The following is a 23,821-nucleotide window of genomic DNA, read 5'->3' as shown; positions in this document are numbered from 1 at the left end:
CCCGCTTCCATTCGGGTGGCCCCGTCCACCTACCTAAATTCCACCTACTTAAATCCCACCTAAGAACATCTGGATCGGAGTCTTCTCGAAGAAGTTGACTAATCCCTGATTAGCGGTTGTTTTTCTTGCGATTAAAGAATCGTTCAGCTCCGCTGAAAACTTATAAACTCTTTAATCTAAAAAAAAGGACCCCGTCTTAAGTAAGACGAAGTCCTTAAATGCCCCGGTTCAGTAGAGGAATTCCCTAGCTGGGCTATCCATGATCGATCGATTGCAGCATCAGCACGGATTTGGCGACCAAGCTGTCGTGGTGGGTGATCTCGATTTCCAGCTTGCAGGTCCGGCGGCTGCTCTCGAGCAGCCTTGGCGTCACGATAACGGAGTCCTCAATCTGGACCGGCCGCACAAAATAGGTGGACATATTATCGAGCACATGATCGCTCCCGGTTATATCCTTGGCCGCCTTGAATGCGGAATGCATCATCAGTGTGGAAATAACCCCTTCGGATATCGTACCTAAATCCGTCGCCATCTGCGGAGTGATAAAGCCGTGGAAGAACAGCTTGCCCTCCCCGTTCCGCTCCTCGGCGAACCCGTTCCATATGAGATGGTCGAAGGTCTCCCCGAGCTGCGGCTGATTGCGCACATCCCTCAGGCTCTGGAGCACTTCTTTGCGGGTAAGCGAGCCGACCAGCTTGCGGTTGCGGTCAATGATGGGCAGAAAATCAATGCCCTCCCACATCATGATTTGGGCCGCCGAGGCAAGCGATGTCTGCAGGCCCGCCGTAATAGGACCTCGGACCATCATCTTCTCGATGGTCTGGTCCTTCGGCAGATCCTCCACGTCACGGCGGCCGATGATGCCGATGACGCGGTTCCATTCATCCGTGACGGGAAACCGCTGTTCCCCGCTCTCCTTGGAGAGACGAAGCAGCTCGCCGGCCGTGCTGGATATTTTCAGCGTGTTGATTCGCGGCTTACGGTCGACAATATCCTCGATAAGCATAATCTTTTTCTTGATTAATCTGTCAAAAATCGCGCGGTTGATCATATAGGCCACGGTAAAGGTATCGTGGCGGGAAGAAATGACCGGAAGATCAAGCTTGTCCGCCAGTTCCTTAACCTCGCGGCTCGTCCCGAAGCCGCCGGTCACAAGCACACCCGCGCCCTGCTCCAGCGCCAGCGAATGCACATCGTCGCGGTTGCCGACGATCAGCAGGCTGTCCGCGTCAATATAGCGGATCATCGCGTCGATCTTCATCGCGCCGATTACATATTTATGCAGAGGCTTGTCCAGTCCGTTCACGCCTCCGAGCACATGTCCCTCGACAATGTCAACCACATCGCCGAACGTAAGCTGCTCTGAGATGCCCCGGGGCTTCTTTTCTACCCGGACGGTTCCAATACGCTCCTTGGTAATGACAATACCCAAGTTCTCCGCTTCCTTGACCGCCCGGTATGCCGTTCCCTCGCTGACAGCCATTTCCCTCGCCAGCTTGCGGACCGATATTTTAGAGCCCACCTTTAAGTTTTCAATATGCTGCAGCAGTTGTTCGTGCTTTGTGACTGCATCGCCTTGATTTTCCAACTGTTACACCCCCGACCCCAAAACTGTACTACACTGTATCTGTATTGTAGTCGCAATCGGGTACGAACGTCAAATGATTCCTGAGTCTCATGCCGCCGCGGTTCCGGTTCAACTCAAAAACGGCCCGCCGGATTATGCCGGACAGGCCGTATGCCAAAAGGGCTATAGTCTTTGGGCCGCTCTGCCTTTTTCGTCCCATTTTTCCTGCCACATCTTAAGCTTCGCCTTGCGCACCGCTTCCAGCCGCTTCGCCTTCTCCTCGTCCACCCCGATAATAAAATGGAGATGGGCGGCAATCACGAGCAGGGCAAAAGCGACCCACAACGCCCCGAACACGAACACCGGCGCCGGCCCGTCCGGCGACAATCTCGGCAGCGCATACAGCAGCATGACCAGCGCCAGGATCAGGTAAAGCACATGCTTGAACTTGTTTCTTTTTCTCATTTCTCCAGCCAGCTCCTTCGTAATGAATCTATACTCTACTCTATGAGCGCACGGCCGGGATTATGAGACAAGTCGTACAAAATGCCGCAGTTCGCGGACAAGGACAGGACGGGGAGTTATTGATTAGTAGTCCGCCGCCATTTTCCCGAGGTATCTTAGACGTCCGCTCCGTACAAATGCTCCAGGCTGCCGGAAATAATCTTGTTCACGTCTTCGATGACGACGCTCAGGCGGCGTTCCGCTTCGAACAGGCGGCGGATGCCAAGGTTCAGGTTCAGCACCTCGAACAGCTTCTCCATCTTCTCCATCTCTTCCGGAGCCGGCATTTCCCCGGCCATCATCCGCTCCTGAAGCTCCTGCTGGCTGCTGCGAAAATTGTTCAGCATCCTGCTGCTCTCCGGGTCGGCCTCCACCAGCTTAAGCGCGGCGGTAATGTCCGCCACCTCGCCGCTCTCCTTGATTGCCCGGGCCAATTCATGCGCCTTATCATAGATGTTCATGGCTTTCCCTCCTAAAAGTTGTGTTAGTATAACATCCCGTGTAACTTCGCAAATCCTGCTTAACAAGCCTTCGTTTAGCGCCTTAAATCTATGCCTCCCTTGTGAGTAAGGGACCTCTCGGACGATGGGGCAATCACCAAGGGGCGTATGACTCCATATGATGAATGATATGTAGACCTCAGCTGTCTAACAGCCCGCATCACGCTGCCTATCGGAAGGAGATCCACGATGTCAAAGCTAAAGATCCCGGTCCATACGGTGCACTCGGGCATTCTGCAGGAGAACGCTGTTATGCTCGGCGACCGGCTCATCAAAAAACTCAAAATCCCCGCGCACGGACCGGTCTATCTGTCCTTCGGTTCTTTCCGTCAGGAGGTCACTGTCATACCGGCCCCTAAATCCGACAGCCTGCGCGTCAGCGAAGGCTTGGCGCGAAAGACCGGGTGGAGGGCCCGGAATGTTCTGAACGCCTCCTACAGTTCAGGAAGCCGGATCCTCCGGCTCGGGCCGCTGATCGGCGTGCTCGTCAGCCGGGAGCATCCCGAGCATCCCGAGAGGCTGTTCGGTCCGATCACCCTGTTCTGCCGTGAATTGACGAACGCTTGCCGTGCGCAAGGAGCTTTTGTCTATTTCTTTACGCCCGAAGCGCTGGAAAGCACCGGTTCCACGATTTCGGGCTGGGTGTATGACGAGGGCTGGAAAAGATCGAAGCTGCCCGTCGCCGACGTCATCAATAACAGGCTTACGACGCGTAAAGCAGAGAATAAACCTAGCGTACAGCATTTTTTGGCGGAAGTAAAATCTCGGTACGGCACCCATTTCTTCAATGAAAAATTCCTCGACAAGACAGAGGTGTTCGAAGCTCTGCGGCATGATCCCGCCCTCCAGCGGTACTTGCCGGAGTCCCACTCGCTCAGCGGATTTGCGACCCTTAAGAAAATGTGCGGGCATTACCCCGTTGTGTTCCTTAAGCCCGTCCGCGGCAGCCTCGGCAAAGGCATTCTGCGGGTTTCCCGTGAAGAAGGCGGCGGCTACAGGCTGCAGTCCACAACTCCAATGGGCACCCGCAAGCAGATCTATCCGAGTCTTACCAAATTGTATCAAGCCATCGCCCCAAAGATGAAGACCACCCGCTTTCAGATCCAGCAGGGCCTGCCTCTGATGGAAATCGGACGCAGGCCGGTCGATTTCCGCGCGCTTGTGCAAAAGAACGGCACCGGGAAATGGCATGTCACCTCGATTGTCGCCCGCACCGCCGGGAACAACCACTTCGTCTCGAACCTGGCCCGGGGCGGCAGCCTCAGTACCGTCCGTGAGGCGATTGGCAAAAGCTCTATTCCGCCCGGCACCAAGGAAAGTGCGAATCTTCAGCTTCCGAAGGCGGCACTGGCCATAGCCAAAGGAGTCGAGGCCCACATTCCCGCCCATTTCGGCGAACTGGGCATCGATCTCGGAATGGATCAATCCGGACGAATCTGGCTGCTGGAAGTCAATTCCAAACCATCTAAGAACGACAACACTCCGCTGCACGAAACAAAAATCAGGCCATCCGTCAAACAGATGATCCAATACTGCCGCTACCTTGCCGGTATATAAGGAGGACGCTATGCCTGTGAGCGAACTGGGCTGTCTCGGCGTCCTAAACGGAGGGGGCGGCAAGGATTCACCGGTAGCTGAGCCCCTCTTCTGCAGCCTGCTCTGCCGGGCCGCTCCTAAATACGGTCTGCGCGTTATTATATTCACGCCGGATGGCGTGTCGGAGGATGGACGGACGGTGAGCGGGTTCATCCGGAGCGGCGAAGAATGGCATGCAGCCACATCGGCGGCGCCTGACATTGTATATAACCGGATGTTCTGCCGGAGCCCGGAAGAAAGACGCAGTACCTCCCGGGCCCTGAATGCGCTGGCGAGCAGCCTGGCATGGTCTCGGGGGCTGCCGGACAAATGGAAGGTACATGAAATATTGCAGCGAAACCGCAGAGCATCCGCACTGCTGCCCGAGACTAAACGATATGATGGCAGCCGCGGCCTGGAGCTCATGCTCGCGGAAAGAGAAGACGGGGTCTTTTTGAAACCCCGGGCAGGCACACACGGAAAGCGTACCCTGCATGCGTCGCCCTGGGCAGCGTCGCCCGGAGGACTTCTTGCAAGAGGCCGGGACGGTCAGAACCGCGAGATCATCCGAGGCTTTGAGGACCGCCGCAGGGGGCTTGAATGGATTGACCGCTTTATCGGCGGCCAAGGCTTTATCATGCAGCCGTTCCTGCAATTGAGCGGCACCGGCGGACAGCCGTTCGATGTCCGCGTGCTTATGCAGAAGGACGGCGGCGGACGCTGGACGCTCGCCGGCATGGCGGTCCGCCTTGGCCCGCGCGGGTCGCTTACCTCGAACCTTCACGGCGGAGGAACTGCGGTGCATCCCGCCTCCTTTTTGCGGAAGCAATACGGCGGGGCGGCGGCAGACATTTTAAGAGAGCTTACGCTTACGGCTGCTTTCCTTCCGCCGCTGCTGGAGGCAGGTTGCGGCCGGCTCGGCGAGCTCGGGCTTGATTTCGGCATCGATCCCGGTGGCCGGATCTGGCTGCTGGAGGCAAACTCCAAGCCGGGCCGCTCGGCCTTCACGCTGACTGGCGATCAAGAAGCAGCACGGCGCTCGGCCGAAAACCCGCTTTCTTACGCAAGGTATCTGCTGCTGACACGGCGGCGATCGCTCCGCACCGCCGCAGGCGGGTACGGATTATCCGGAAAATTGATATCTATGGTGCCTAAGGAGGATTCATAAATGGGTCTCACATTTTGCAATGTCCATTTCACCAAGCAGCCCCAAAGGGTCGTATACATCTCGGGGTCGCTGATGAAAAGCCTGAAGCTGTCCGGGAAGAAGAACATCCGGCTGCGGCTCGGCAAAGACGCCATTCCGGCGGTGGTTAAACCAATTAAGCGCGCCGGCAAGCATCTTTTTCTGGCTTCGGGCGTCCAAAATGCTATCAAAGTGCCTAAATCGGGCAGCGTCTACTTACGCAACCTTCAGAACGACGAAGTTCAGCTCGGCCCGCTCGTTGGAGTCCTGTCTGACGGTCCGTCTTCTTCGGGTCAGCCGTTCGGTTCCCGAACGGGCTTCATCAAGCAACTGCTGCGCCAAGGCAGCAACATGTGCTATATATTCGCGTTCATGCCCCGTGACATTAATTGGCAGCAGGAGCGCGTGTATGGTTATTTTCTGACGGAGAACGGCAAGTTCGAGCGCAAGATGGTGCCTCTGCCCGATGTCATCTACAACCGGCTGCCCAGCAGGCGGGCGGAAACCTCCCCGGCGATCAACCAGCTTCGGGATCGGTTTACCCGCAAGAAAATCCCTTTTTTCAACTGGAGCTTTTTTAATAAATCCGATATTTACCGGCTGCTTGAGGGCGACAGCTTCGCCAGCCAATACGTGCCCGAAACGCACAGCAGCCCGGAGCCCGACTTGATTAAGGATATGCTTGAGCGCCATCATTTTGTCTACTACAAGCCTTCGGCCGGCAGTCTAGGCCACGGCATTTACCGCCTGACTTATCTGCCCAAACGCGGCTATTTCGCCCGTTACCGCCGGGGAGGCAAAAATGTGCTGCTTCGCTTTTCCACCTTCGACAGCCTGATGCGGCAGCTGCGGTCCCGCCATGGGCGCAGCCTGCACAGCTACGTCGTTCAGCAGGGCATTCGCCTGATCGAAATCGACGGCTGTCCGATTGACTTCCGGTTCCATATGCACAAGAACGGCAGCAACCAGTGGGTCGTAGTCGGGATCGGAGCGAAAAAAGCCGGACGAGGCAGCGTAACCACCCATCTGAAGAACGGCGGCTCCCTACTTACACCGCAGCAGGCGCTCGGCCGCGTATTCGGAGCCAAATCCGACGAGGTTCTGCAGCGGGCGAAGCAGACGGCCATCCGGCTGGCGGAATCACTGGAATTCCAGCACCGTCATCTGATTGGCGAAATCGGCTTCGATCTCGGTATCGACCAGGATGAAGATATCTGGATGTTCGAGGCCAATGCCAAACCCGGACGGTCCATCTTTCGCCATCCGTCCCTGCGCGCTGAAGGCAAGGCCTCCATCGAGCATATTCTGGAGCACTGCCTATACCTCAGCAAATTCCGCAGGAGGGATGATATGTGAACATCCGGACAGACGACAGACCGGTCATCGCCATTCTGACGACCAGCGACAAGACCAGACTGTTCCGAGGCAACCATAAGAATTTTCGTGATATCATTCGTACCGGCAGAGAGCTCGGCTATCTCGCCTATGTAGTTACCGTTCGCGACCTGAAGCTGGGGAATTCCACGATTACCGGGTATGTTCCGGGTCCGGGCAAGTCATGGATCTCCGTTCAGCTGCCTTTCCCGCAAATTATTTACAACCGCATCCCAACCCGTGAGGATGAAGCCAAACCCGCAGTCGCCCGTAAAATCGCCGAATGTCTGGAGCACCCGGGCATTCGGCTGTACAATCCGTACTTTTTCAATAAATGGAGTCTGTTCGAATGGCTGAGAGGCTCTAACGCCACTTCCCGCCATGTGCCGGCTACGAGACGGCTGAGAAGCGCACGCACACTGTCGACGATGCTGAAGACCCACACCAGCCTGTATCTCAAACCGGAGACCGGCAAAGCCGGAAAAGGAATCATGCGGCTTAAATACTACGCCGAGGGTGCTCTGCCATACCGCCTGCAAATCCAAACCGGGAAAAAGAACGTAACGTACAAGGCGGCGTCGATGGAACGCCTGTGGGCCCGCATCGGGAAGGAACGCGGCAGCTCCCATTATATTGTTCAGCAGGCGATTGAGCTTGCGACCTGTAAGGGAAGACCGTTCGACCTGCGCGTGCTTCTGCAGAAAAACGGCAGAGGCGGATGGGCGGTAACGGGCATCGGCGCAAGACTGGCGGGCTCCCGCAGCATTACGACCCATGTCCCGCGCGGCGGCAGCATCGAAGATCCTTCCAAGATGCTGGAAGCGATGTTCGGCCCTGATCGGACCGCATCCATCCTGAAGAACCTCTCTTCCACCACCCTGCTGATCGCACGGCAGATAGAGCGTGCTTCCGGCTATACACTGGGGGAGATGTCCATGGATCTTGGAGCTGACGACAAAGGCGGACTCTGGTTCTTCGAAGCCAATTCCCGGCCCATGAAATTCGACGAACCGGACATCCGGAAGCTCTCGCTCGAACGGATCTTCTATTACAGCCAGCACCTGGCCCGCCAAACCGCAATCATCCCGTAAAGGACGTGACAAACCAGATGCGGATATCCTCCAATTATGCCGCCAGGTCTGCCGCAGTGGCGCTTAACCCCGTCCCCCCGTGCGCGTCGGTCATTCATCTGCAGCCTATAGAGACGGCGTTCGGAGATGACGGAGCGGCAAAGCAGGCGGCGAAGCGAAGCCTGGCTTTCATTTCGATGCAAGGAGGTGAACTCCTGTGCGAGAGCCTGTCTTAGGTATTCTTACCCTGTATCTGAACAACGCCAAGCAGCTTGAAGAAAAAAGCATATACGGCAAAATGATCACGCAGGGCAAACGGATCGGCCTTGATGTCTTCGTGTTCACACCGATGGATGTCGATAGCGGAAAGCAGCGGATTAATGCGATGGTGTTCGATCCCGGAACGGGTAAATGGAGCCGCAAATGGCGGACCTTTCCCGACATGATCTATGACCGCTGCCGCATTCAGCGCAGCGAGCGGTTCCAGCAGCTGCTGCGCTTCCGCTCGCGTTACAATCATCTTACCTTCCTGAACCGTCCGCTGCGGAACAAATGGACGATTCATCAGACATTCTCGCAAAAAGGCCGGTTCCGTCCGCATATGCCGGCTACACTGCTGTACCATTCTTCCTCAGACCTGCACCAAATGCTTAAGACCAGCCCTGTAATTTATATCAAACCGATAAACGGTACCGGCGGGAGAGGCATTCTGCGTATCGAGCGGCTGAAACAGACTCGCGGAATGTTCGATATCCAGGGCCGCCGCCAGAATCGCCGGATTATCCAGCCGCGCCAGGTGTCGCTGCTGCGGCTCGAGTCCATCGTACGCCAGTGGTGCATCGGAGGCCGTTTCCTGATCCAGCAGGGGATTCCGCTGCGCCTTCCAAGCGGCCGGTTCCACGATTACCGGATGCTCGTTCAGAAGAACAGGGAAGGCAATTGGGAGCTGACCGGAATAGCGGGCCGTGTAGGGGCTGCCAAAAGCGTGACCTCCAACCTGCACGGCGGCGGGCATGCTGTAAAAGCGGAGACACTGCTCAAAGAGTGGCTGGGCAGCGGTGAAAAAGCGGCAAAAGCCTTGCAAACGGCCGAACGGCTCGGACTGGATGCCGCTTCATTTCTGGAAGACAGCTTCGGCACTTTATGCGAGCTGGCGCTTGATCTGGCCATCGACCGGGAAGGCAGAGTCTTCGTGCTGGAGGTTAACCCCAAACCAGCCCGTGAGGTGTTCTCAAGGGCCGGCGAAAGGGACACCTACCGCAAAGCGCTTCAGCAGCCGCTTGAATATGCGCTTTGGGTGTACCGCACGAAGCTGTCGCCTTCATCCTCGAAGAAAATCGAGGAGTAACAGCCAAGCGATTTCCCAAAATCAAAAACGGCAGGCGGCCTATTCCTTCCGGAACTTGCCATCCTGCCGTTTTTCAATTCTATGCGGCCATCCCGGTGCACGGGCAGCCTCTATTGAAAGATTGTTCCCCGGCGCTGCTTAAGCGCCCAATCCTCCCGCTTCCTCTTATTTCACCTGATGATCAAAACTCTCAATCAGCTCGTCGAGAATGTCCCGGCTGACCATTTTGCCTTTGAAGTTAATCAGGTTCTCCGAGCTTCCGGAGAAAATACAAGTCGGTTCATATTTTCTGAGGATGATCTTCTCACCATCGACAAAAATTTCGAGCGGGTCCTTGATATCGATCCCCATTGTGCGGCGCAGCTCAATCGGAATAACGATACGTCCCAACTCATCCACTTTTCTTACAATTCCTGTTGCCTTCATCCCAGTATCCCCCTCGATATAACACTTTTTATAATCATTTACATATGGAAACGCTTAAGTCCCATTAAGAGTTAGAAGTGATTACACTCTAATTTGAATTGTAAAGTGCTGCCTCTTTCCTGTCAAATCATATTTCTACATCTTTTGATAGATATCGACAAAATACATAAAATATTTTTGCTATTTTCGACAAATTTCCGATAGATGGCTAGAATTTAATGTAAAATCAGTACTGTTGACAGTATATTTTCCCCCAAAAAAAGCGGCCATTAGGCCGCCGCTCCCCTACTTTGCGCTTGTATTTTTCTCGGACACATTGCCCTTTGAATCAACGGAAGCATTGTATGACAGCTTGTCCAGCATCTGAATAATCTTCTTGTTATAATTTGCATCCATAAATACCGGCTGGCCGCGCGTGATTTTGACCGGCGTTATACTGGCAGACAGCTTGTCTCCGGCAATTTGAAAATTGGCCAGCATTGAATCCAGCGTCTTCTCTCCGCCCCGCGTGGAGCGGTTGAACACAAAGTTGCCCAGTGAATAATAGATGGGCTTGTGCTTGTAATACTCGATTCCCATCAGGCAATGGCTGTGCGATCCGATAATGAGATCCGCTCCACTGTCGATCATCTGTCTGGCAAGCTTACGGGATTCTTCCAGCGGATAATCCTTGAATTCCTGGTTCCAGTGAATATATACGACTGTAAAATCATTGGCTTTGGCCGCTTGCCTGATCTTGCCAAGCAGCGGTTCCGCAGTGTAAGCCGATGCCGCCCCCGGTTTGTTCTTGCCCGCATACCACGATGGTCCGGACAGCACACGGCTTACGCCCAGCACGGCGATCTTCTTGCCGTTCACAGTCTTGGTGTAAGGCTTGAACGCTTCCTCTATATTCCGGCCCGCTCCCGTGCGGCCGATGCCATACTTGTCCAGATAGGACAAAGTGTCCAGCATCGCCGTCTGCCCGTAATCAAGAATATGATTGTTCGCCACGGTCACCCCGTCAATTCCGGCATAATTTAACCCGGCGAGCGTACCCGGCTTGGACCGGAATACGAATGTTTTATCCGATGCCTGGCCTCTTGTCGAAACGGGCGTTTCCAGATTGGCGAAGGCTACATCCGCTTGCTTCAACACGGGCGCCACTTTGAGGAAGGGGTAGTTCACCCCGTATTTTGCAATCTGGCCGCCGACATAACCGTCCAGCAAAATGTCGCCGGCGAACACCAGCTTGACGCCGCCCGAAGCTGATGCTTTGGTGGAAGCGGATGCTGCCGTTCCAATCCCTGTATTCGTAGATAGGACCAGCATAATCACAATGATAATTGCTGATAATTTTCGCAAGGTAATCCCCTCTCTATTATCACTTTCAAGGCCGGGGAGTCCCAGCACCTACCCTATTCTACTATATCAAACCAATCTATTAAAGTGCTGGAAGAATGGACCCAAAAACAGTCCCATAATCCACGACACAGTGGAATATGAGACTGTTTCTTAGGCTGATTGGGGGAATAAATCGGTCAGATCCATCTTTTTTCCGATTCAGAATACCTTCTTGTACTCCCGGTCCTCCTTAAGAATCTCGACGGCTTCCCTAAAGCGCTGCGAATGTACGACTTCCCGTTCCCTAAGGAATTTGAGACTATCCTGCAGATCCACATCGTCGGTCATGTTGATCAGCCACTGATATGTAGCCCGGGCCTTTTCCTCTGCGGCAATGTCTTCGTACAGATCGGCGATCGGGTCCCCTTTTGCCTGAATATAGGCGGCCGTCCACGGCACGCCTCCAGCATTCTCGTAATAAAGAGCGGAGTCATGGTTGGCATAATGGGCTCCGAGTCCAGCCTCCTTCAACTGCTCCACGGTCGCGTCTTTAGTCAGCTTGTAGACCATGGTTGCAATCATTTCCAAATGGGCCAGCTCTTCCGTTGAAATGTCAGTAAGTAACCCGATAATCTTATCCGGGATGGAATATCTTTGATTCATATAACGAAGAGCCGCGGCCAGCTCCCCATCCGCACCCCCGTACTGCTCGATGAGATACTTTGCCATCCGAACGTCGCACTTGCACACTCTTACCGGATACTGCAGCTTTTTTTCATACACCCACACACGCATAACCTCCCTTTTCGCTTCTTTTACGCATGCCTAGACCTGCCAGGGCCAGGGGCTCTGATTCCATTCCCAAGGACATTTCGAATATGCGCGCCCAAAATTTTGCAGCGGTCCGTACAGCTCTTGGAACTGTTTTGCCAGCCGGGTGCGCTCTTGGGTAAGCTGGTTAAACTGCTGAATGCTCTTCAGGTCGGTCGGATGGGTATCCAGGTACAGATTCAGCTCCACCAGCGCAAAATCAAGCGTCTGCAGCTGCTCGAGCAGCTCATAGTAACGGGGATCGTGAGGATTCGCATCCATCTCTTAATTCCCTCCTCTGATTTGAGGTGAATACGGACTGAACAGCGCCGGCCAGAGCGTACCAAATCTCAGCGCCTCCGGAAGACTGAACTGCGGCAGGTTGGGCGGTTGAAAGCCAAGAAACAGATGAGGCGGCACAACATAGCTCTTGCAAGGAATCGGCGGGCAGGGATCGAACGGTCCTCTGTACGGCGTATAGAAGCGTTCTTGAGATACCTGGGGATTCGGCGCCTGGGGATTCGACGCCTGGAGATTTGACGCCTGGAGATTTGACACCAGGGGGTTCGGCGCCTGGAGATTCGGCATTTGAGAGTATAATGCCTGGGGATTCGGTGCTTGTGGATATATTGCCTGGGGATTGAACGCTTGAGAATTCAACGGTTGAGTGCTCAACGGTTATTCCTCCTTCGCTTCCTTTCTGGCTCACAAAGCAAAGCCACACGGGAATATCTTCGTAACTAATTTATGAGGTCCGTGCGCCAATAAGACGTTATTCTGGAAAAATTAAAGACCCGCCCCATAAAAAGCGCCATTAGCGCGGGGCGAGTCTTGCGGGATTATAGATATGCAGGGTGTACTTTATTTCTTTATTCGTTCTCAGCCTGAGCTTCAGCCGTCTCTTGTTCAAGAGGCACAGGCTCCCGGTGAATATTGATTCGGGTAATCCTAAGCCGGGTTGATTCCTCGACCTCGAAGATAACATGATCGACGACTCTGCGTTTTCCTTTGGCCGGGTTCCCTTCCAGTTCCTTGAACAGCCAGCCGCCAATGGAATCGACCTCGTCGTCCTCGATCTGGATGCCTATGAGGTCATTGACATCCTCTATCAGCATCCGGCCGTCGACCGAGATGTAGCCTCCATCCTTATACTCCACGTCGGGACGCTCATCTTCGAATTCGTCATGCAGATCGCCGACGATTTCTTCGATTATTTCCTCCGCGGTAAGCAGACCGGCGGTGCCGCCGTATTCGTCCACGACAAGCGTCATCTGGAGATGATTCTTCTGCATAAGCCTCAGCGCATGGCTGATTTCGATCGATTCCGGCACATTCAGGATCGGACGGACCAGAGCCGCCAGATCGTCCTGCTGCTCCGGAGACGCAAGCAGAAAATCGGTAATATGCACAAAGCCGATAATCCGGTCCTTGTCCTCAAATGCAACGGGATAGCGGGAATGCTTCGTCTCCGAGACAATCCGCAAATTCTCCTCCACAGACAGGTTCGTGTATAAGCAGTCCATGTCTGTCCGGGGAAGCATCACCTCGCGGGCCAAACGGTCGGAGAACTCGAATAAATTGTCCATCAGCTTCATTTCGTCCTTATCGATCACGCCGCTCTTCGCGCTCTGATTCATCAGGATGCGGATCTCCTCCTCGGAGTGGGCGGCCTCCGCCTCACTGGCCGGCTCTACACCGACAAGCCGCAGCAGCCAGTTCGCCGACGCGTTCAGTACCCAGATAACCGGGAAGAACAGCTTGTAAAAGAAAATCAATGGAGCTGAAAGCAGCAGCGCAGAGCCCTCCGTCTTCTGGATCGCCAGGGATTTGGGCGCGAGCTCGCCAAGCACAATATGTAAGAAAGTGATGATGGAGAAGCCGATGACGACCGATACGGTGGAAATCGTGGCATGGTCGGAGACCCCCAGCTTGAACATCAATGGTTCCACGAGCAGCTCCGAAATGGCCGGCTCCCCTACCCAGCCAAGACCAAGCGAGGCCAGGGTTATACCTAACTGGGTAGCGGACAGATAAGCGTCGAGTCGGCGGTTGACTTTAAGCGCATAACCCGCCAGTTTATTGCCTTCGGTTTGAAGCTGCGTCAGCCGGGATTGGCGAACCTTTACTAACGAGAATTCCGCCGCTACAAAGACACCGTTAAAAAAGACGAGCACCAGAACAAGCAGAAGGTTAAGAATTAAACTTCCTACCTCGAATTCCGTATGCACGATAATAACGCCCCATTTCTACAAAGTGATCGCTTTCCTCGATTTAAAATCAATATCCGGGTAGTACATTTCTTTCACCAACAGATTGGGGCCGCAGCAGCCGGCGCCGGCGCAGTGGCAGTTAACCCTCTGGTTAAGTGGATGCTCATTTTGCCATTTTGCAAAAATATCGTCCAGTTTACTCTCGGCGATATTCCCGAATGCGGGTATGTCGGCAAAATCCGTAACGAACACGTCACCGGTAAACATGTTGACATTGACTCGATTGCGTCCGTCCGGATCATTCCGTACCGTTACGTTCTTCTCGGACTTCAGCCTGCGCAGCAGCTCGTGGTCCTCCTCCAAGATGCTGCATGCAAAAAAAGGCAGCGTCCCAAACAGCATCCACATCTCAGGATTCCGATGGTCGAGCAGGGAATGGATGGCGGCAGCAGTCTCCTTCAGCGGCAGAACCGGAAGCGAAGACGCGAAATTGGAAGCGTACATCGGATGAACTTCATGCCTGCGGCAGCCCATATCTCCGATCAGCCGGTGAATTTCCGGCAGCTTGCCGTGTGTCCGGTAGTTGATCATGGATTCCGCCGATATAAACATGCCTTCCTGGCTAAGCCGCTGCACATTCTCCAGCATTGTGTTATACAGGCGATATGCGGCCTCTTTTGCCACGGCATGACCGCTCCCCGCAAAACCTACCTCATGAAAATCGTCACCGTTCACATAGTTGAACGAGATATGCATAACGTCAAGATACGGAAGCAGCTTCTCATACCGGGAGTACGGCATCGTCAGATTCGAATTAATCTGTGAGCGCACCCCCCGCTCCTTCGCATATTTGAGCAGCGGCACGATGATATTGTCAACAGTATCCGCGCGGAACATCGGTTCTCCGCCGGTAATGCTGATCGTCTCCAAATGCTCCACTTGCTCCAGGCGGTTCAGCATATTCTCAAGCGGCAGCATCTCGCCTTCCCGTGTCGTCAGACTATCGCCGACCGCACAGTGCTCGCAGCGCATATTGCACAGATTCGTTACCGTCATTTCCACACTGGTGAGCACATGCTTACCGTACCTTTGCAGAGAGGAGATAGGATCCCAGGGATCGTAACTGGGCGATAATTCCTTAGTTATTGAGGCTGGCGATTGAAACCTATTCATGTACAGTAACTCCTTCAAAAGCAATGCTTATTCTCTTTATTAACCAATATCATACCATGAACTCTTAAAAAAACCGCATCTCCCCGCAACTTTTAGCCCGCTTCGCAGGGGCAGGGCCGGCCAAAAATAGAATGCAGCGGAGACGAGAGCGAAAGCCTCTCCGGCTGGAGGCGCCTTCTTCCCCGTTCCCGCTGCATGGCGGCCCGGCTCCGCATAAGACTCTCGGCATTGCTTGTGCAAGTATCTGCCGCTACTCCATTACGCTGGAAATGATTACGGACAGGTTCTTGCGCAGATCAAGTTCATACGGAGCAATCTTCTCTCTCTCCGGGCCTTCAATGACCCTAACAACGGGTCGATGGGGAAGACTCGGGTCGATCTTGACGACAACGGCGGACTCCCCGGTGCTGAGTTTGATATTCAAGCCAATCGGGTAAATCGCTACACGGTCGCGAAAAATCTCCAGCTGCTGCTGCTCGTACAGCGTACCCGAGCCGACATAAAGCGCCTCTACCGCCTGATGCGGCAGCATGGCCTTTTTGTAGACACGGCTGGAGGTCATGGCGTCATAGGAATCCGCCACGCCGATCCACTTAGCGTATTCGTGAATCTGTGGACCGAGAAGGCCCCGCGGATAGCCGGATCCGTTAATCCGCTCATGATGCTGCAATGCGCAATGGGCGACGAGCAGGGGAATGTTCGGCTCTTCCTTTAGAATCTTAAACCCGATCTCGGTATGCGCCTGCATGTGCCGAAATTCCTCATCGCTTAACATACCCGGTTTTTGCAAGATTTTGACCGGGATCTGTGTCTTGCCGATATCGTGGAGCAGAGAGCCCAGACCAAGCATGGTTAGGTCGCTGCGGCTGTAGCCGTGAGCGATTCCAAGCACCAGCGTATAAAGGCATACGTTCAGTGAATGGGTATACAGGTAATTGTCGGTAGTATGCATGTCGTGCAGCATTATCATCGGGTCTTCCTGTCCGGACATTTCGTCCAGAATGGAATCCATAACTTTGGAGAATTTCTTATCCAGATGATAAAAGCCTTTCTTAATGTCTGAAGCGCTCGATATTTCCTGAAACTGAGTGCGTATTGTCTTCAGTGCCTGATTACGAGTCTCATCCTGGAGCATGTTCGGAATTTCCACATCTTCCGTCAGCGCATCATGAATATATACATAGCCGATATCGATCTTGGACAGGCGGCTAATCAACGCACTGTTAAGCACCACACCGTCCGAGAGCAGCACCAGCCCTTCATCGTTATATATTTTTCTGCCCAGCTTCATCCCCTCTTGAAGCCGGCTGATCGGTACCAAACGCAACTTGGCTCACTCCTGCCTTCAACGGTAATTGGGTGCCCTGCTATAAATTTATGATCATTCACATATCTATACCGTCACTACTGCATACAGCAAGCGAGTCAATTATCCATTGTTATAACGTCGCCGCAGTAATAAATATCAGCGCATAACGAACAACCAGAAACAGGCGGCCAGCACAAAGCGGTAAATGGCAAAATGGGTGAGCCGGATTTTTTGGATCAAACGCATGAACAAAACAACGACGATGTAAGCTACAACGAACGAAACCAGAAATCCGATAGCAAAGATTCCGATCATATCGCCGGTAATCTCCTTGTACGAATCGAGCAGCTCATACCCTGAAGCCACGCACATAATCGGAATGGCGATCAAAAAGGAGAAGTCGGCCGAAGCCTTATAGCTGACGCCGGTCAGCATACCGCCGGAGATGGTCGAGCCGGATCGCGAGAACCCGGGCCACAGCACGGAAATAATCTGATAAAGTCCGATAGCCAGGGCCTGGCCGTAGGATATGTCGTCCATTTCTTCCGCGGTGACCCGAATTTTGCGCTTGTTAACCCATTCGGCAATGATCATCAGAATCCCGCCTGCGACAAGCGCCCACAGCACCGTACTAGCGCTAAAATGGCTCTTGATAAAATCGCGGGCGAAAAAAGCAACGGCCAGCGCGGGAATGATGCCTAGAAGGACGTGGATGAGGTTGAGCCGAGAACGGGGCATAACGCCTCCTCTATCCCTCTTGCGGCCGATTCCAAGCAGATCGAGTATACGGCGGCGGTAAACGAGCGCGATGGCGAGAATCGCCCCCAGTTGAATAACAATTTCGAACGTCTTCATCAAATCACTCTGTTCGTTAAAATGAAGCAGCCGAGAGGTCAGAATCATGTGGCCGGTAGAGGAAACAGGAATAAATTCGGTAATCCCTTCAACAATGGCTAGAATAATGGCTGTAATCGTGTCCATATTGGCCTCCTAAACAGTTCTGCGATTTGGGTAAATGAAAAAAGCCTGGCGCGCCGCTAGAAAATTCTCGGTTCCCAGCGGGCTTGCGCGCACTCGTCCAGGCTTCCAGGACGCTGCAATTCCATCCGCAGCAGGTCCCGCAGGAAATGAGGCAGCAGGAACAGAACGTCCTGTCCATTGCCTATTGACTCATATCCCGTACGAAAGGTGAACATGTCGATCGTTCCGACGGAATATTCCCTGCCGTCCTCAAGCGGATGTCCGTTGACAAAAACTGCAATATTTTTATCATACGGCATCGCATGAGGATCGTACAGAATTTTTATTCCGTCCACCGCCAGACCGCCGAGCCGTTCTCCCCGGAAGCCATAACCGTAAATGACCTTCTCACGGAACTCGGCAGCCAGACTCTGCTTCAGCGCGATGCGGATATCCCTGCCGGACAGCCGCATAACGCACGGATTGATCGGGGAAGGACAGAGCGCATGGAGCATACCTGCCGTAATCTCTCCCTTAGGGAGCGGCCCGAGCAGTTGGCCGGCATTTACCAGCGAGAACGCAGTCCCCGTGAAACGTCTCACCGACTGCGCCAGCAGATTGGCAAAGGGCGATTCTCCACGGATATCAAGCGTGAGGCTCCGGTCGGTAATGGCAACCGTCTCGCTTAATGCTTCATTTCCGCGTTCCATATGGAGCATGGCGGCAGCGAAAACCGTGAATTCGGAGAGCGAGGGATCAACGGGGAAGCTCTCACCCGTTACATACCGGAAAGAGCCGTTCTCCTCGTCGCGTTCGAATACAAGCTGCCCCAGGTATCGCCCGAATTTACCTGCGCCGCATACGGCCGTACCGCCAATGATCAGCGGCTGTTCCAGCACATGATGGGTATGTCCGCCCAGAATGGCGTGGACTCCGTCCAGCCGCTCCGCCAGCAGCTTGTCGGCAGGCAGGCCCAGATGGGAAAGGATAATCAGAATATCTACCTGAGGCGCGAGCAGCCGGCACTCCTCCCGGAGGCATTCTTCCGGCTCCAGCGCATCCCAGCCGAGCAGCGAATAGAACGGGGCAAAGGGCGCGGTTGCTCCCGTAACTCCGATCCTAACCCCTTCTCTTTCCAGAATCGTGTGGCGCTTCATCCAAAGCGGGGGATTGCCCGTGGCCGTCTCTACCAAATTGCAGCATACGACCGGACACTTGGTGCCGGCAAAGATGCCCGACAGAATCTCCTTAGAGAACGTCAGGCCTTCATTGTTCCCGATCGTAACGGCGTCATAGCCCGTAAGGTTAATCATATCGATATTCGCCTGGCCCATCGTTCCTTCGGTTGCCGCAGCGGCCCGGTCCATATGATCGCCAATATCAAAGAGCAGTACGATGCCGCCTTGAGCTTCTGTTCTCTGCCTTGTGATAGCGGCTGCGAGCGGGCTCATCATTTCGAAGTGGCTGTGAATATCATTGGTATGAAGAATCGTAAGTCGCTCTTTTTCAGGCCTCATCGTCCAAGCTCCTTCCGGCTTTATAGCCGCCCCCATAAGAGGCGGCAGGCAGTATGTCTTTAGAGCCTAGCATAACATTTTCAGTGACAATATGGTATATTGTAGTCATTACGATCATTAACGAGGTGAACCTAACATGCAAATTTCAATTCGTCTTTTCGCGGGGCTGGCCGAAGCTATCGGTTCCCAGGTCCTAGATTTCCAAGTAGCCGAGCCTCAGGTAACTGCAGGTAAACTCAAGGAGCTGCTGTCCGCTTCCTATCCCGAAGCCGCCGGTCAGATCAGCGTTTCCATGGTTGCCATTGATCGCGAATATGCTCCGGAAGACACTGTTATCTCCAGTTCCTCTGAAGTGGCGCTTATCCCTCCGGTTTCCGGGGGGGAGCCTTCCCCGGACGAGGGTAGCGCCCAGGACGTATTGTATACCGTAACGGAACAGCCGCTCTGTACGGAGGACATCCTGGATAAGGTGCTGGACAAAGATCATGGCGCTTCGCTTGTTTTTGTCGGGACAACTCGGGAAATGACCGGGGACGAGCGGACAGAGGCTCTTCACTACGAGGCTTATATTCCGATGGCCCTCTCCAAGTTTGAGGAAATCGGCCGTGAGGTTATGGAACGCTGGCAGGGGCGCTGCGCCATTTCTCATCGGATCGGACATGTAGGATTGAAGGAAGCCAGTGTTGTAATTGCCGTTTCTACCGCGCATCGCGACGCCTGTTATGAAGCAAGCCGCTTCGCGATCGAAGAGCTGAAGCGTATGGTTCCGATATGGAAAAAAGACATAGGCGCTTCGTCTGAGGAGTGGAAGGGCGCTGACAAGGCTTATCGTGACAATTGGCCTATAATTTCCCAATGATTATCATTGTGAATTTCACCTTTTCTTGTTATGCTCAAGAAGGAACGGCTGCAGCGTCTTACTTTAGACACAGCATTCGCTTCTCGTAGAATTAGAAGAAGATGTGTAAGCAGGTGTTTATACATTCTTATATTTTTAAACAATGACCGGTAGAGGTGATATTCGATTTGAAAGTGCATGTCACGGATTTAAAGCCCGGTGATCTCTTGAAGGAAGATACCTTCAGCAACCGAGGCATTCTTATATTGTCCAAAGGAGCTCAGCTTCGGGAAGATGACATTAATAAACTTTTGCTGCATGGCGTGGACTATGTTGACATTGAAGGTCCCGCACAGTTGACCCCCTCGGCCCCGTCTGTTATTCAGGCGGTAACTACGCAATTCGACCAAACCATTGAAGGCTTTGAATCCCTCTATCTGGAGGCGCTGACCAAAGGAAGCTTCAACCAGACTATGGTTGACGATATCCTGAAGCCTCTGGTGAATTCGCTCGATCAGAATAAAGATGTCGTTACTCTGCTCCTTCTGCTGGACCGTGAGGACGACTATACCTACATCCATTCCCTTCAAGTCGGTATGCTAACTTACTATATTGCTTCCTGGCTTGGTTATTCCAAGAAGGAATGCTACGAAATTTCCCGAGCGGGGTATTTGCTTGATATCGGTAAATGCCGCATTCCGGCAGCCATTCTGAAGAAGCCCGGCAAGCTGACTCCAGAGGAATATCAGGAAGTCCAGCGGCATACTACATATGGTTACGAGATTATCCGCAACTCCATGAGCGACCACAGCACGGCGCTCGTTGCTCTTCAGCACCATGAACGCGAGGACGGCTCGGGTTATCCCTCCAAGCTGGTAAATGACGAGATTCATCCGTACGCCCAGATCGCCGCGATCGCAGACGTATACAGTGCTATGACGACCTCCCGGGTGTATCAGTCGAAACAGGAACTCATCGGCGTATTGCGGGAACTGCACAATCTCGGCTTCGGCAAGTTGAACGGTAAGTCCGTACAAGCTTTTATTCAGCATCTAATGCCGAACTTTATTGGTAAAAGAGTGCTGCTTAGCTCCGGAGACATGGGCGTTATCATTTTGAATAATTCGACCGACGTCTTTCGCCCCCTTGTACAAAGCGGTGGACGCTTCATTGATCTTTCCCGTGAACGGAATTTAGCGATTGTTGAGATTTATATGGATTAAGTATTCCCGGGAGGCTCCACCCATGGGCATTTAAGGACCACACTTATGCAGTCTGACACCCAGGTAAGTATCCGAAGAAGTCAGACTGCCCTGCACCACTGTATCCATCCGCATTTATTCCTCTCATCATAGTGAACATACCCGTCATAGCTAGTCATATAAATCCCTCCTCCTCTGCTCGGGCAAAATCTTATCTCCTCTCCAAAATACAAAAACCTCCTGTCCGGTAATATAATCATTCCTTTCAGTTTGTACATACTTTTTCCATATAGTTCTATGTTCCTAGTAAATATTGGGTGTATAATTGGAAGAAAATAGACTATAAGGGAGATGCAATATGGTTAAGCAAGCGGTAAAATCAGCACTCTTGTTAATGTTGGCGTTTATCCTCTCCTCCCAGCCGCTCTTTGCGGCAGGCAAGACGGTAAAGGTTAAAGTGACCTTGGTAAGCGCGGAACTGGTTGACAATGAGCATGTGGGCAATGAGTGGTGGTGGGGCGGTTATGTAAACGGCAAGGAGCTTGAGGAAGGATCATCCGTAACGGTAAACGTGAGCTCTTCAGGTTCGATCAAGCTTCGGGTGGAAGCGCAGGAACAGGACAAATACCCTGAAGAGGGAACAGCCAATGCTACGGTCAAAGTCGCTTCCATCAAATCCTCTCTAAACAAGACTTTAAATGTTACCGTCGTAGAGAACCGCGGACGATATTCCGGAAACACGGCAAAATGGCGCTTTGTGTTCAAGATTCAAAAGCTGTGACGATTGCTCACAATTTAAACTGAGACTGCGTCTGCCGAAAAAGAAAAGACGCAGTCTCTTTTGCTGTTTCAATTCTTTTGTAGAATATAATCGACGAACCCCTGCCGGATCTTATCTCCCTGATATATCCTCTCCAATACCCTGTCCTCTTTATATAACGTATCCATATCGCTGAACAATGGGTCCGGTTCACCCTCCTCGTAATAAGAATGAATAACGGGAAGATCATCTTCGAATTGCTCGTATTGATTAACTCCAACCTTGACCCCCTGTCCGCATCGAAAATCACGGGTTGTGAGAAAATTAACAAACAGCAGTCCCCCAGGCTTTAAAACCCGCTTCATTTCGGCTATGGAAAGCTCAACTTCCGCTTTTGTCATATGGAATACGGAGTTATAGGAGTACACAAAACTTATCGTTTGGTCTCCAAAGGGCAATTTCCTCATGTCACCTTGCATTATATTTAATTCTTGGTCCTTGGCTTTGGCAAATTCCGCGGCCCGTTTCACTTGTTTGATATCGTACTCAATGCCGAACGTCGAATATCCGAATTCCGAGAACAAACTTAAAGGCGGAGCTTCGCCTCCCGCACCACAATCCAATACCACCCGATCAAGATTAACTTCATTGCAAAAGTACAGAAATCTGTATAAAGGAACTTGCTTGAACACTTCCGTCAAAGCCTCCAACCCCTTCTGTGAAATCTCCCCCACTTAGCTTACGCATGAAGTGGGGGCTTCTGTTGGCATCGATACAGGGTTGCACACGCTTGTGAGCTTCATGTTTGAAGGCTCAGCGCCTGTTGCACCCGAATGAGGGAAGCCAACGTCCAATACGTTCGTTTTGCCAATGAAGGGTCTTTTGCCTCCAAGGACAACCACATCTTTTCAGATGTGGCTTTGTATAGGTTGCGCAGCACGTATCGTGCGCCGATGTTATACGAGGCATTAAGGTCCGCGTGATACGCTTTGCCTGTTGCGAATACAGCAATATCACGCTTTGTGTTGCGTTGTACAAATCCACTGCCATAAAAGCAAGCGCACTTGTATTCGCAGGGTTGACCATGGAAACCCGCATCCCCAGGAAATGCGCCATTTCGGTCACTTTCGTTTGGATACGCCGTCTGGCCCAAAACTGGAGTTTGGCTCGAAGCCGCTTGGCTCCCCACGTTCCTTTAGGCAGACGCATCTTGCCTAAATACTCCATGACAATGACCTCTGCGCGGTGCTTTTGGGCAAAGGCGATGATTTGATGCGCGGTATCGTGGACGATATGCGTCTGTAAGCCGTTCATCCGCCGCCAGAAATTCGGCTTTGCGCCTATGCCGGATTGACGCTGGGCTTGTTTCAGTTTGCCTGTGATTTGGCGCATCCGGTCTTTTTCTTTGGCTTGGTTGATAAATGTCCTCGCCAAGACAGTGCCGCTAGCATCCATCACGGAACAGACTGCAGAATTCGTTAATCCCAAATCAACGGCACACACCCGCTGCTTGGAACGTTCCGCCTGAGTCAACTTCACCTCCCCTTCATAGGCGATATGAAGGGCATAGCGTTTTCCTTTTCGGACTAATGTGGGGCTGCATTCTTTCATGCTCCACACGTTACGTTTAAATAGGTCTTGCCCCTTAAAGGTAATGGGGAGCCATACCCAATCTCCTTGATGAAATACCTTGATGTTGGCTGCCCGATCGGAGGTTCTGATGAACATATTGCCTCTATAGAAGCAAGGGAACGCCTGATGCTGGGCTTGGAGTGTCGGCGGTTTTTTCGAAAAGCGTTTCCCTTCTTGCTGGGCATGTTGCCCCTCGGCTTGCCAAAGCTAAAAACGGGAATGATGGCTTTTCACCATGCCAAACGCTTCGGCAATGGCACTTCTGCGGAAGTACGAAGGAAACTTATAAAAGCGTTGATCAAATTCGGAGTAGAACGGATTCGGATTATGCTTGGTACGGTGAGTCAGCCGTTCTACCGCCGTCACCACCGCTTGGGTGGATAACGATTCTAAGGCCATAAACTGCTCTTGAATGACCGTAATCAAGAACGACAGCGCCTCTTGATACACAAGGAGAGTCGCATCCAGCATGCGGTGGTGGGACGTAATCGGATGTTTGAGTGTTTTAACCACCTTCATGAGACGCGCCTCTATCGC

25 protein-coding genes are annotated in these 23,821 nt (G+C 52.9%); 9 read left to right on the top strand and 16 right to left on the bottom strand.

Annotation, left to right across the window (positions count from 1 at the left end):
• Nucleotides 1-253: 253 nt before the first annotated feature.
• From PDUR_RS09335 to PDUR_RS09325, 3 genes are all read right to left on the bottom strand, one after another.
• Entirely contained in the window at nt 254-1,588 is a 1,335-nt protein-coding gene (locus tag PDUR_RS09335) for a DRTGG domain-containing protein (RefSeq protein ID WP_042206033.1), read from the bottom strand.
• A 162-nt stretch (nt 1,589-1,750) separates the two neighbouring features.
• On the bottom strand, nt 1,751-2,032 hold the full coding sequence (locus tag PDUR_RS09330; RefSeq protein WP_042206032.1) for a hypothetical protein: 282 nt from the start codon (nt 2,030-2,032) through the stop codon (nt 1,751-1,753).
• A 155-nt stretch (nt 2,033-2,187) separates the two neighbouring features.
• Nucleotides 2,188-2,532 (bottom strand): YlbF/YmcA family competence regulator, encoded by a 345-nt coding sequence (locus PDUR_RS09325; protein ID WP_036596926.1) that lies wholly within the window; start codon nt 2,530-2,532, stop codon nt 2,188-2,190.
• Between the two features lie 228 nt (nt 2,533-2,760).
• Between PDUR_RS09325 and PDUR_RS09320 the strand changes: the two genes are divergently transcribed.
• The 6 genes from PDUR_RS09320 to PDUR_RS09300 are packed head-to-tail and all read left to right on the top strand — an operon-like array spanning nt 2,761 to nt 9,124.
• Nucleotides 2,761-4,128, top strand: a complete 1,368-nt coding sequence (locus tag PDUR_RS09320) for a YheC/YheD family endospore coat-associated protein (RefSeq protein ID WP_042206030.1) — start codon at nt 2,761-2,763, stop codon at nt 4,126-4,128.
• Between the two features lie 10 nt (nt 4,129-4,138).
• Nucleotides 4,139-5,314, top strand: coding sequence for a YheC/YheD family endospore coat-associated protein (locus PDUR_RS09315; protein ID WP_052410139.1), 1,176 nt, complete (start codon nt 4,139-4,141; stop codon nt 5,312-5,314).
• Nucleotides 5,315-6,688: a YheC/YheD family endospore coat-associated protein gene (locus tag PDUR_RS09310; RefSeq protein ID WP_042206028.1), complete on the top strand. Its 1,374-nt coding sequence runs from the start codon at nt 5,315-5,317 to the stop codon at nt 6,686-6,688. It abuts the gene before it with no gap.
• Nucleotides 6,685-7,797 (top strand): YheC/YheD family endospore coat-associated protein, encoded by a 1,113-nt coding sequence (locus PDUR_RS09305; protein WP_042206027.1) that lies wholly within the window; start codon nt 6,685-6,687, stop codon nt 7,795-7,797. Before PDUR_RS09310 ends, PDUR_RS09305 begins: the two co-directional genes overlap by 4 nt.
• Before the next feature lie 17 nt (nt 7,798-7,814).
• Nucleotides 7,815-8,012: a hypothetical protein gene (locus PDUR_RS28715; RefSeq protein ID WP_156130394.1), complete on the top strand. Its 198-nt coding sequence runs from the start codon at nt 7,815-7,817 to the stop codon at nt 8,010-8,012.
• Complete coding sequence (locus tag PDUR_RS09300) at nt 7,994-9,124, top strand: YheC/YheD family endospore coat-associated protein (protein WP_042206026.1); 1,131 nt, start codon at nt 7,994-7,996, stop codon at nt 9,122-9,124. Before PDUR_RS28715 ends, PDUR_RS09300 begins: the two co-directional genes overlap by 19 nt.
• 165 nt (nt 9,125-9,289) lie before the next feature.
• Here the strand turns inward: PDUR_RS09300 and PDUR_RS09295 are convergent, their stop codons facing one another.
• The 10 genes from PDUR_RS09295 to PDUR_RS09250 form a co-directional block, all read right to left on the bottom strand.
• A complete protein-coding gene (locus PDUR_RS09295) occupies nt 9,290-9,550 on the bottom strand; it encodes an AbrB/MazE/SpoVT family DNA-binding domain-containing protein (protein ID WP_042206025.1) in 261 nt (86 codons plus the stop codon).
• 285 nt (nt 9,551-9,835) lie between these two features.
• Complete coding sequence (locus PDUR_RS09290) at nt 9,836-10,894, bottom strand: CapA family protein (protein WP_042206024.1); 1,059 nt, start codon at nt 10,892-10,894, stop codon at nt 9,836-9,838.
• A 198-nt stretch (nt 10,895-11,092) separates the two neighbouring features.
• Nucleotides 11,093-11,662 (bottom strand): manganese catalase family protein, encoded by a 570-nt coding sequence (locus PDUR_RS09285; protein ID WP_042206023.1) that lies wholly within the window; start codon nt 11,660-11,662, stop codon nt 11,093-11,095.
• A gap of 36 nt (nt 11,663-11,698) precedes the next feature.
• A complete protein-coding gene (locus tag PDUR_RS09280; protein WP_042206022.1) occupies nt 11,699-11,965 on the bottom strand; it encodes a spore coat protein CotJB in 267 nt (88 codons plus the stop codon).
• A gap of 3 nt (nt 11,966-11,968) precedes the next feature.
• Nucleotides 11,969-12,241: a spore coat associated protein CotJA gene (locus PDUR_RS30325; protein ID WP_169744950.1), complete on the bottom strand. Its 273-nt coding sequence runs from the start codon at nt 12,239-12,241 to the stop codon at nt 11,969-11,971.
• A 311-nt stretch (nt 12,242-12,552) separates the two neighbouring features.
• Nucleotides 12,553-13,911, bottom strand: a complete 1,359-nt coding sequence (locus PDUR_RS09270) for a hemolysin family protein (protein WP_042206020.1) — start codon at nt 13,909-13,911, stop codon at nt 12,553-12,555.
• An 18-nt stretch (nt 13,912-13,929) separates the two neighbouring features.
• The gene (gene yfkAB, locus PDUR_RS09265; protein WP_042206019.1) at nt 13,930-15,066 is read right to left on the bottom strand and encodes a radical SAM/CxCxxxxC motif protein YfkAB; all 1,137 of its coding nucleotides are present in this window, start codon (nt 15,064-15,066) and stop codon (nt 13,930-13,932) included.
• A 250-nt stretch (nt 15,067-15,316) separates the two neighbouring features.
• The gene (locus PDUR_RS09260; RefSeq protein ID WP_042206018.1) at nt 15,317-16,393 is read right to left on the bottom strand and encodes an HD-GYP domain-containing protein; all 1,077 of its coding nucleotides are present in this window, start codon (nt 16,391-16,393) and stop codon (nt 15,317-15,319) included.
• Nucleotides 16,394-16,531: 138 nt separating this feature from the next.
• Nucleotides 16,532-17,356 (bottom strand): undecaprenyl-diphosphate phosphatase, encoded by an 825-nt coding sequence (locus tag PDUR_RS09255; protein ID WP_042206017.1) that lies wholly within the window; start codon nt 17,354-17,356, stop codon nt 16,532-16,534.
• Between the two features lie 56 nt (nt 17,357-17,412).
• Nucleotides 17,413-18,852, bottom strand: coding sequence for a bifunctional metallophosphatase/5'-nucleotidase (locus PDUR_RS09250; RefSeq protein WP_042206016.1), 1,440 nt, complete (start codon nt 18,850-18,852; stop codon nt 17,413-17,415).
• Nucleotides 18,853-18,988: 136 nt separating this feature from the next.
• Here PDUR_RS09250 and PDUR_RS09245 point away from each other — a divergent pair, with 136 nt between their 5' ends.
• The 3 genes from PDUR_RS09245 (at nt 18,989) to PDUR_RS09235 (ending at nt 21,673) form a co-directional block, all read left to right on the top strand.
• Nucleotides 18,989-19,711: a molybdenum cofactor biosynthesis protein gene (locus PDUR_RS09245; RefSeq protein WP_042206015.1), complete on the top strand. Its 723-nt coding sequence runs from the start codon at nt 18,989-18,991 to the stop codon at nt 19,709-19,711.
• 167 nt (nt 19,712-19,878) lie between these two features.
• Nucleotides 19,879-20,913, top strand: coding sequence for an HD-GYP domain-containing protein (locus PDUR_RS09240; RefSeq protein ID WP_042206013.1), 1,035 nt, complete (start codon nt 19,879-19,881; stop codon nt 20,911-20,913).
• A 337-nt stretch (nt 20,914-21,250) separates the two neighbouring features.
• Nucleotides 21,251-21,673 (top strand): hypothetical protein, encoded by a 423-nt coding sequence (locus tag PDUR_RS09235; protein ID WP_042206012.1) that lies wholly within the window; start codon nt 21,251-21,253, stop codon nt 21,671-21,673.
• 68 nt (nt 21,674-21,741) lie between these two features.
• On the opposite strand, the gene PDUR_RS09230 is transcribed toward PDUR_RS09235, so the two are convergent.
• The 3 genes from PDUR_RS09230 to PDUR_RS29765 all read right to left on the bottom strand — a co-directional run bounded on the left by PDUR_RS09230 (nt 21,742) and on the right by PDUR_RS29765 (nt 23,803).
• A complete protein-coding gene (locus PDUR_RS09230; RefSeq protein WP_233277513.1) occupies nt 21,742-22,344 on the bottom strand; it encodes a class I SAM-dependent methyltransferase in 603 nt (200 codons plus the stop codon).
• Between the two features lie 121 nt (nt 22,345-22,465).
• On the bottom strand, nt 22,466-23,380 hold the full coding sequence (locus PDUR_RS09225) for an IS200/IS605 family accessory protein TnpB-related protein (protein ID WP_233277512.1): 915 nt from the start codon (nt 23,378-23,380) through the stop codon (nt 22,466-22,468).
• Between the two features lie 111 nt (nt 23,381-23,491).
• Entirely contained in the window at nt 23,492-23,803 is a 312-nt protein-coding gene (locus tag PDUR_RS29765; protein ID WP_233277511.1) for a hypothetical protein, read from the bottom strand.
• Nucleotides 23,804-23,821 lie beyond the last annotated feature (18 nt).

Source organism: Paenibacillus durus, assembly GCF_000756615.1.
GTDB classification, from domain to species: Bacteria; Bacillota; Bacilli; order Paenibacillales; family Paenibacillaceae; genus Paenibacillus_AQ; species Paenibacillus_AQ durus.
This window is presented reverse-complemented; position numbering and strand designations above follow the sequence as displayed.

Bases quoted from the DNA above. Each gene is read 5' to 3' on its own strand.
- PDUR_RS09310 (WP_042206028.1), top strand. From the start codon at position 5,315: ATGGGTCTCACATTTTGCAATGTCCATTTCACCAAGCAGCCCCAAAGG.
- PDUR_RS09225 (WP_233277512.1), bottom strand. From the start codon at position 23,380: ATGTTCATCAGAACCTCCGATCGGGCAGCCAACATCAAGGTATTTCAT.
- PDUR_RS09320 (WP_042206030.1), top strand. From the start codon at position 2,761: ATGTCAAAGCTAAAGATCCCGGTCCATACGGTGCACTCGGGCATTCTG.
- PDUR_RS09235 (WP_042206012.1), top strand. From the start codon at position 21,251: ATGGTTAAGCAAGCGGTAAAATCAGCACTCTTGTTAATGTTGGCGTTT.
- PDUR_RS09250 (WP_042206016.1), bottom strand. From the start codon at position 18,852: ATGAGGCCTGAAAAAGAGCGACTTACGATTCTTCATACCAATGATATT.
- yfkAB (WP_042206019.1), bottom strand. From the start codon at position 15,066: ATGAATAGGTTTCAATCGCCAGCCTCAATAACTAAGGAATTATCGCCC.
- PDUR_RS29765 (WP_233277511.1), bottom strand. From the start codon at position 23,803: ATGAAGGTGGTTAAAACACTCAAACATCCGATTACGTCCCACCACCGC.
- PDUR_RS09325 (WP_036596926.1), bottom strand. From the start codon at position 2,532: ATGAACATCTATGATAAGGCGCATGAATTGGCCCGGGCAATCAAGGAG.
- PDUR_RS09245 (WP_042206015.1), top strand. From the start codon at position 18,989: ATGCAAATTTCAATTCGTCTTTTCGCGGGGCTGGCCGAAGCTATCGGT.
- PDUR_RS28715 (WP_156130394.1), top strand. From the start codon at position 7,815: ATGCGGATATCCTCCAATTATGCCGCCAGGTCTGCCGCAGTGGCGCTT.
- PDUR_RS09280 (WP_042206022.1), bottom strand. From the start codon at position 11,965: ATGGATGCGAATCCTCACGATCCCCGTTACTATGAGCTGCTCGAGCAG.
- PDUR_RS09295 (WP_042206025.1), bottom strand. From the start codon at position 9,550: ATGAAGGCAACAGGAATTGTAAGAAAAGTGGATGAGTTGGGACGTATC.
- PDUR_RS09255 (WP_042206017.1), bottom strand. From the start codon at position 17,356: ATGGACACGATTACAGCCATTATTCTAGCCATTGTTGAAGGGATTACC.
- PDUR_RS09330 (WP_042206032.1), bottom strand. From the start codon at position 2,032: ATGAGAAAAAGAAACAAGTTCAAGCATGTGCTTTACCTGATCCTGGCG.
- PDUR_RS09315 (WP_052410139.1), top strand. From the start codon at position 4,139: ATGCCTGTGAGCGAACTGGGCTGTCTCGGCGTCCTAAACGGAGGGGGC.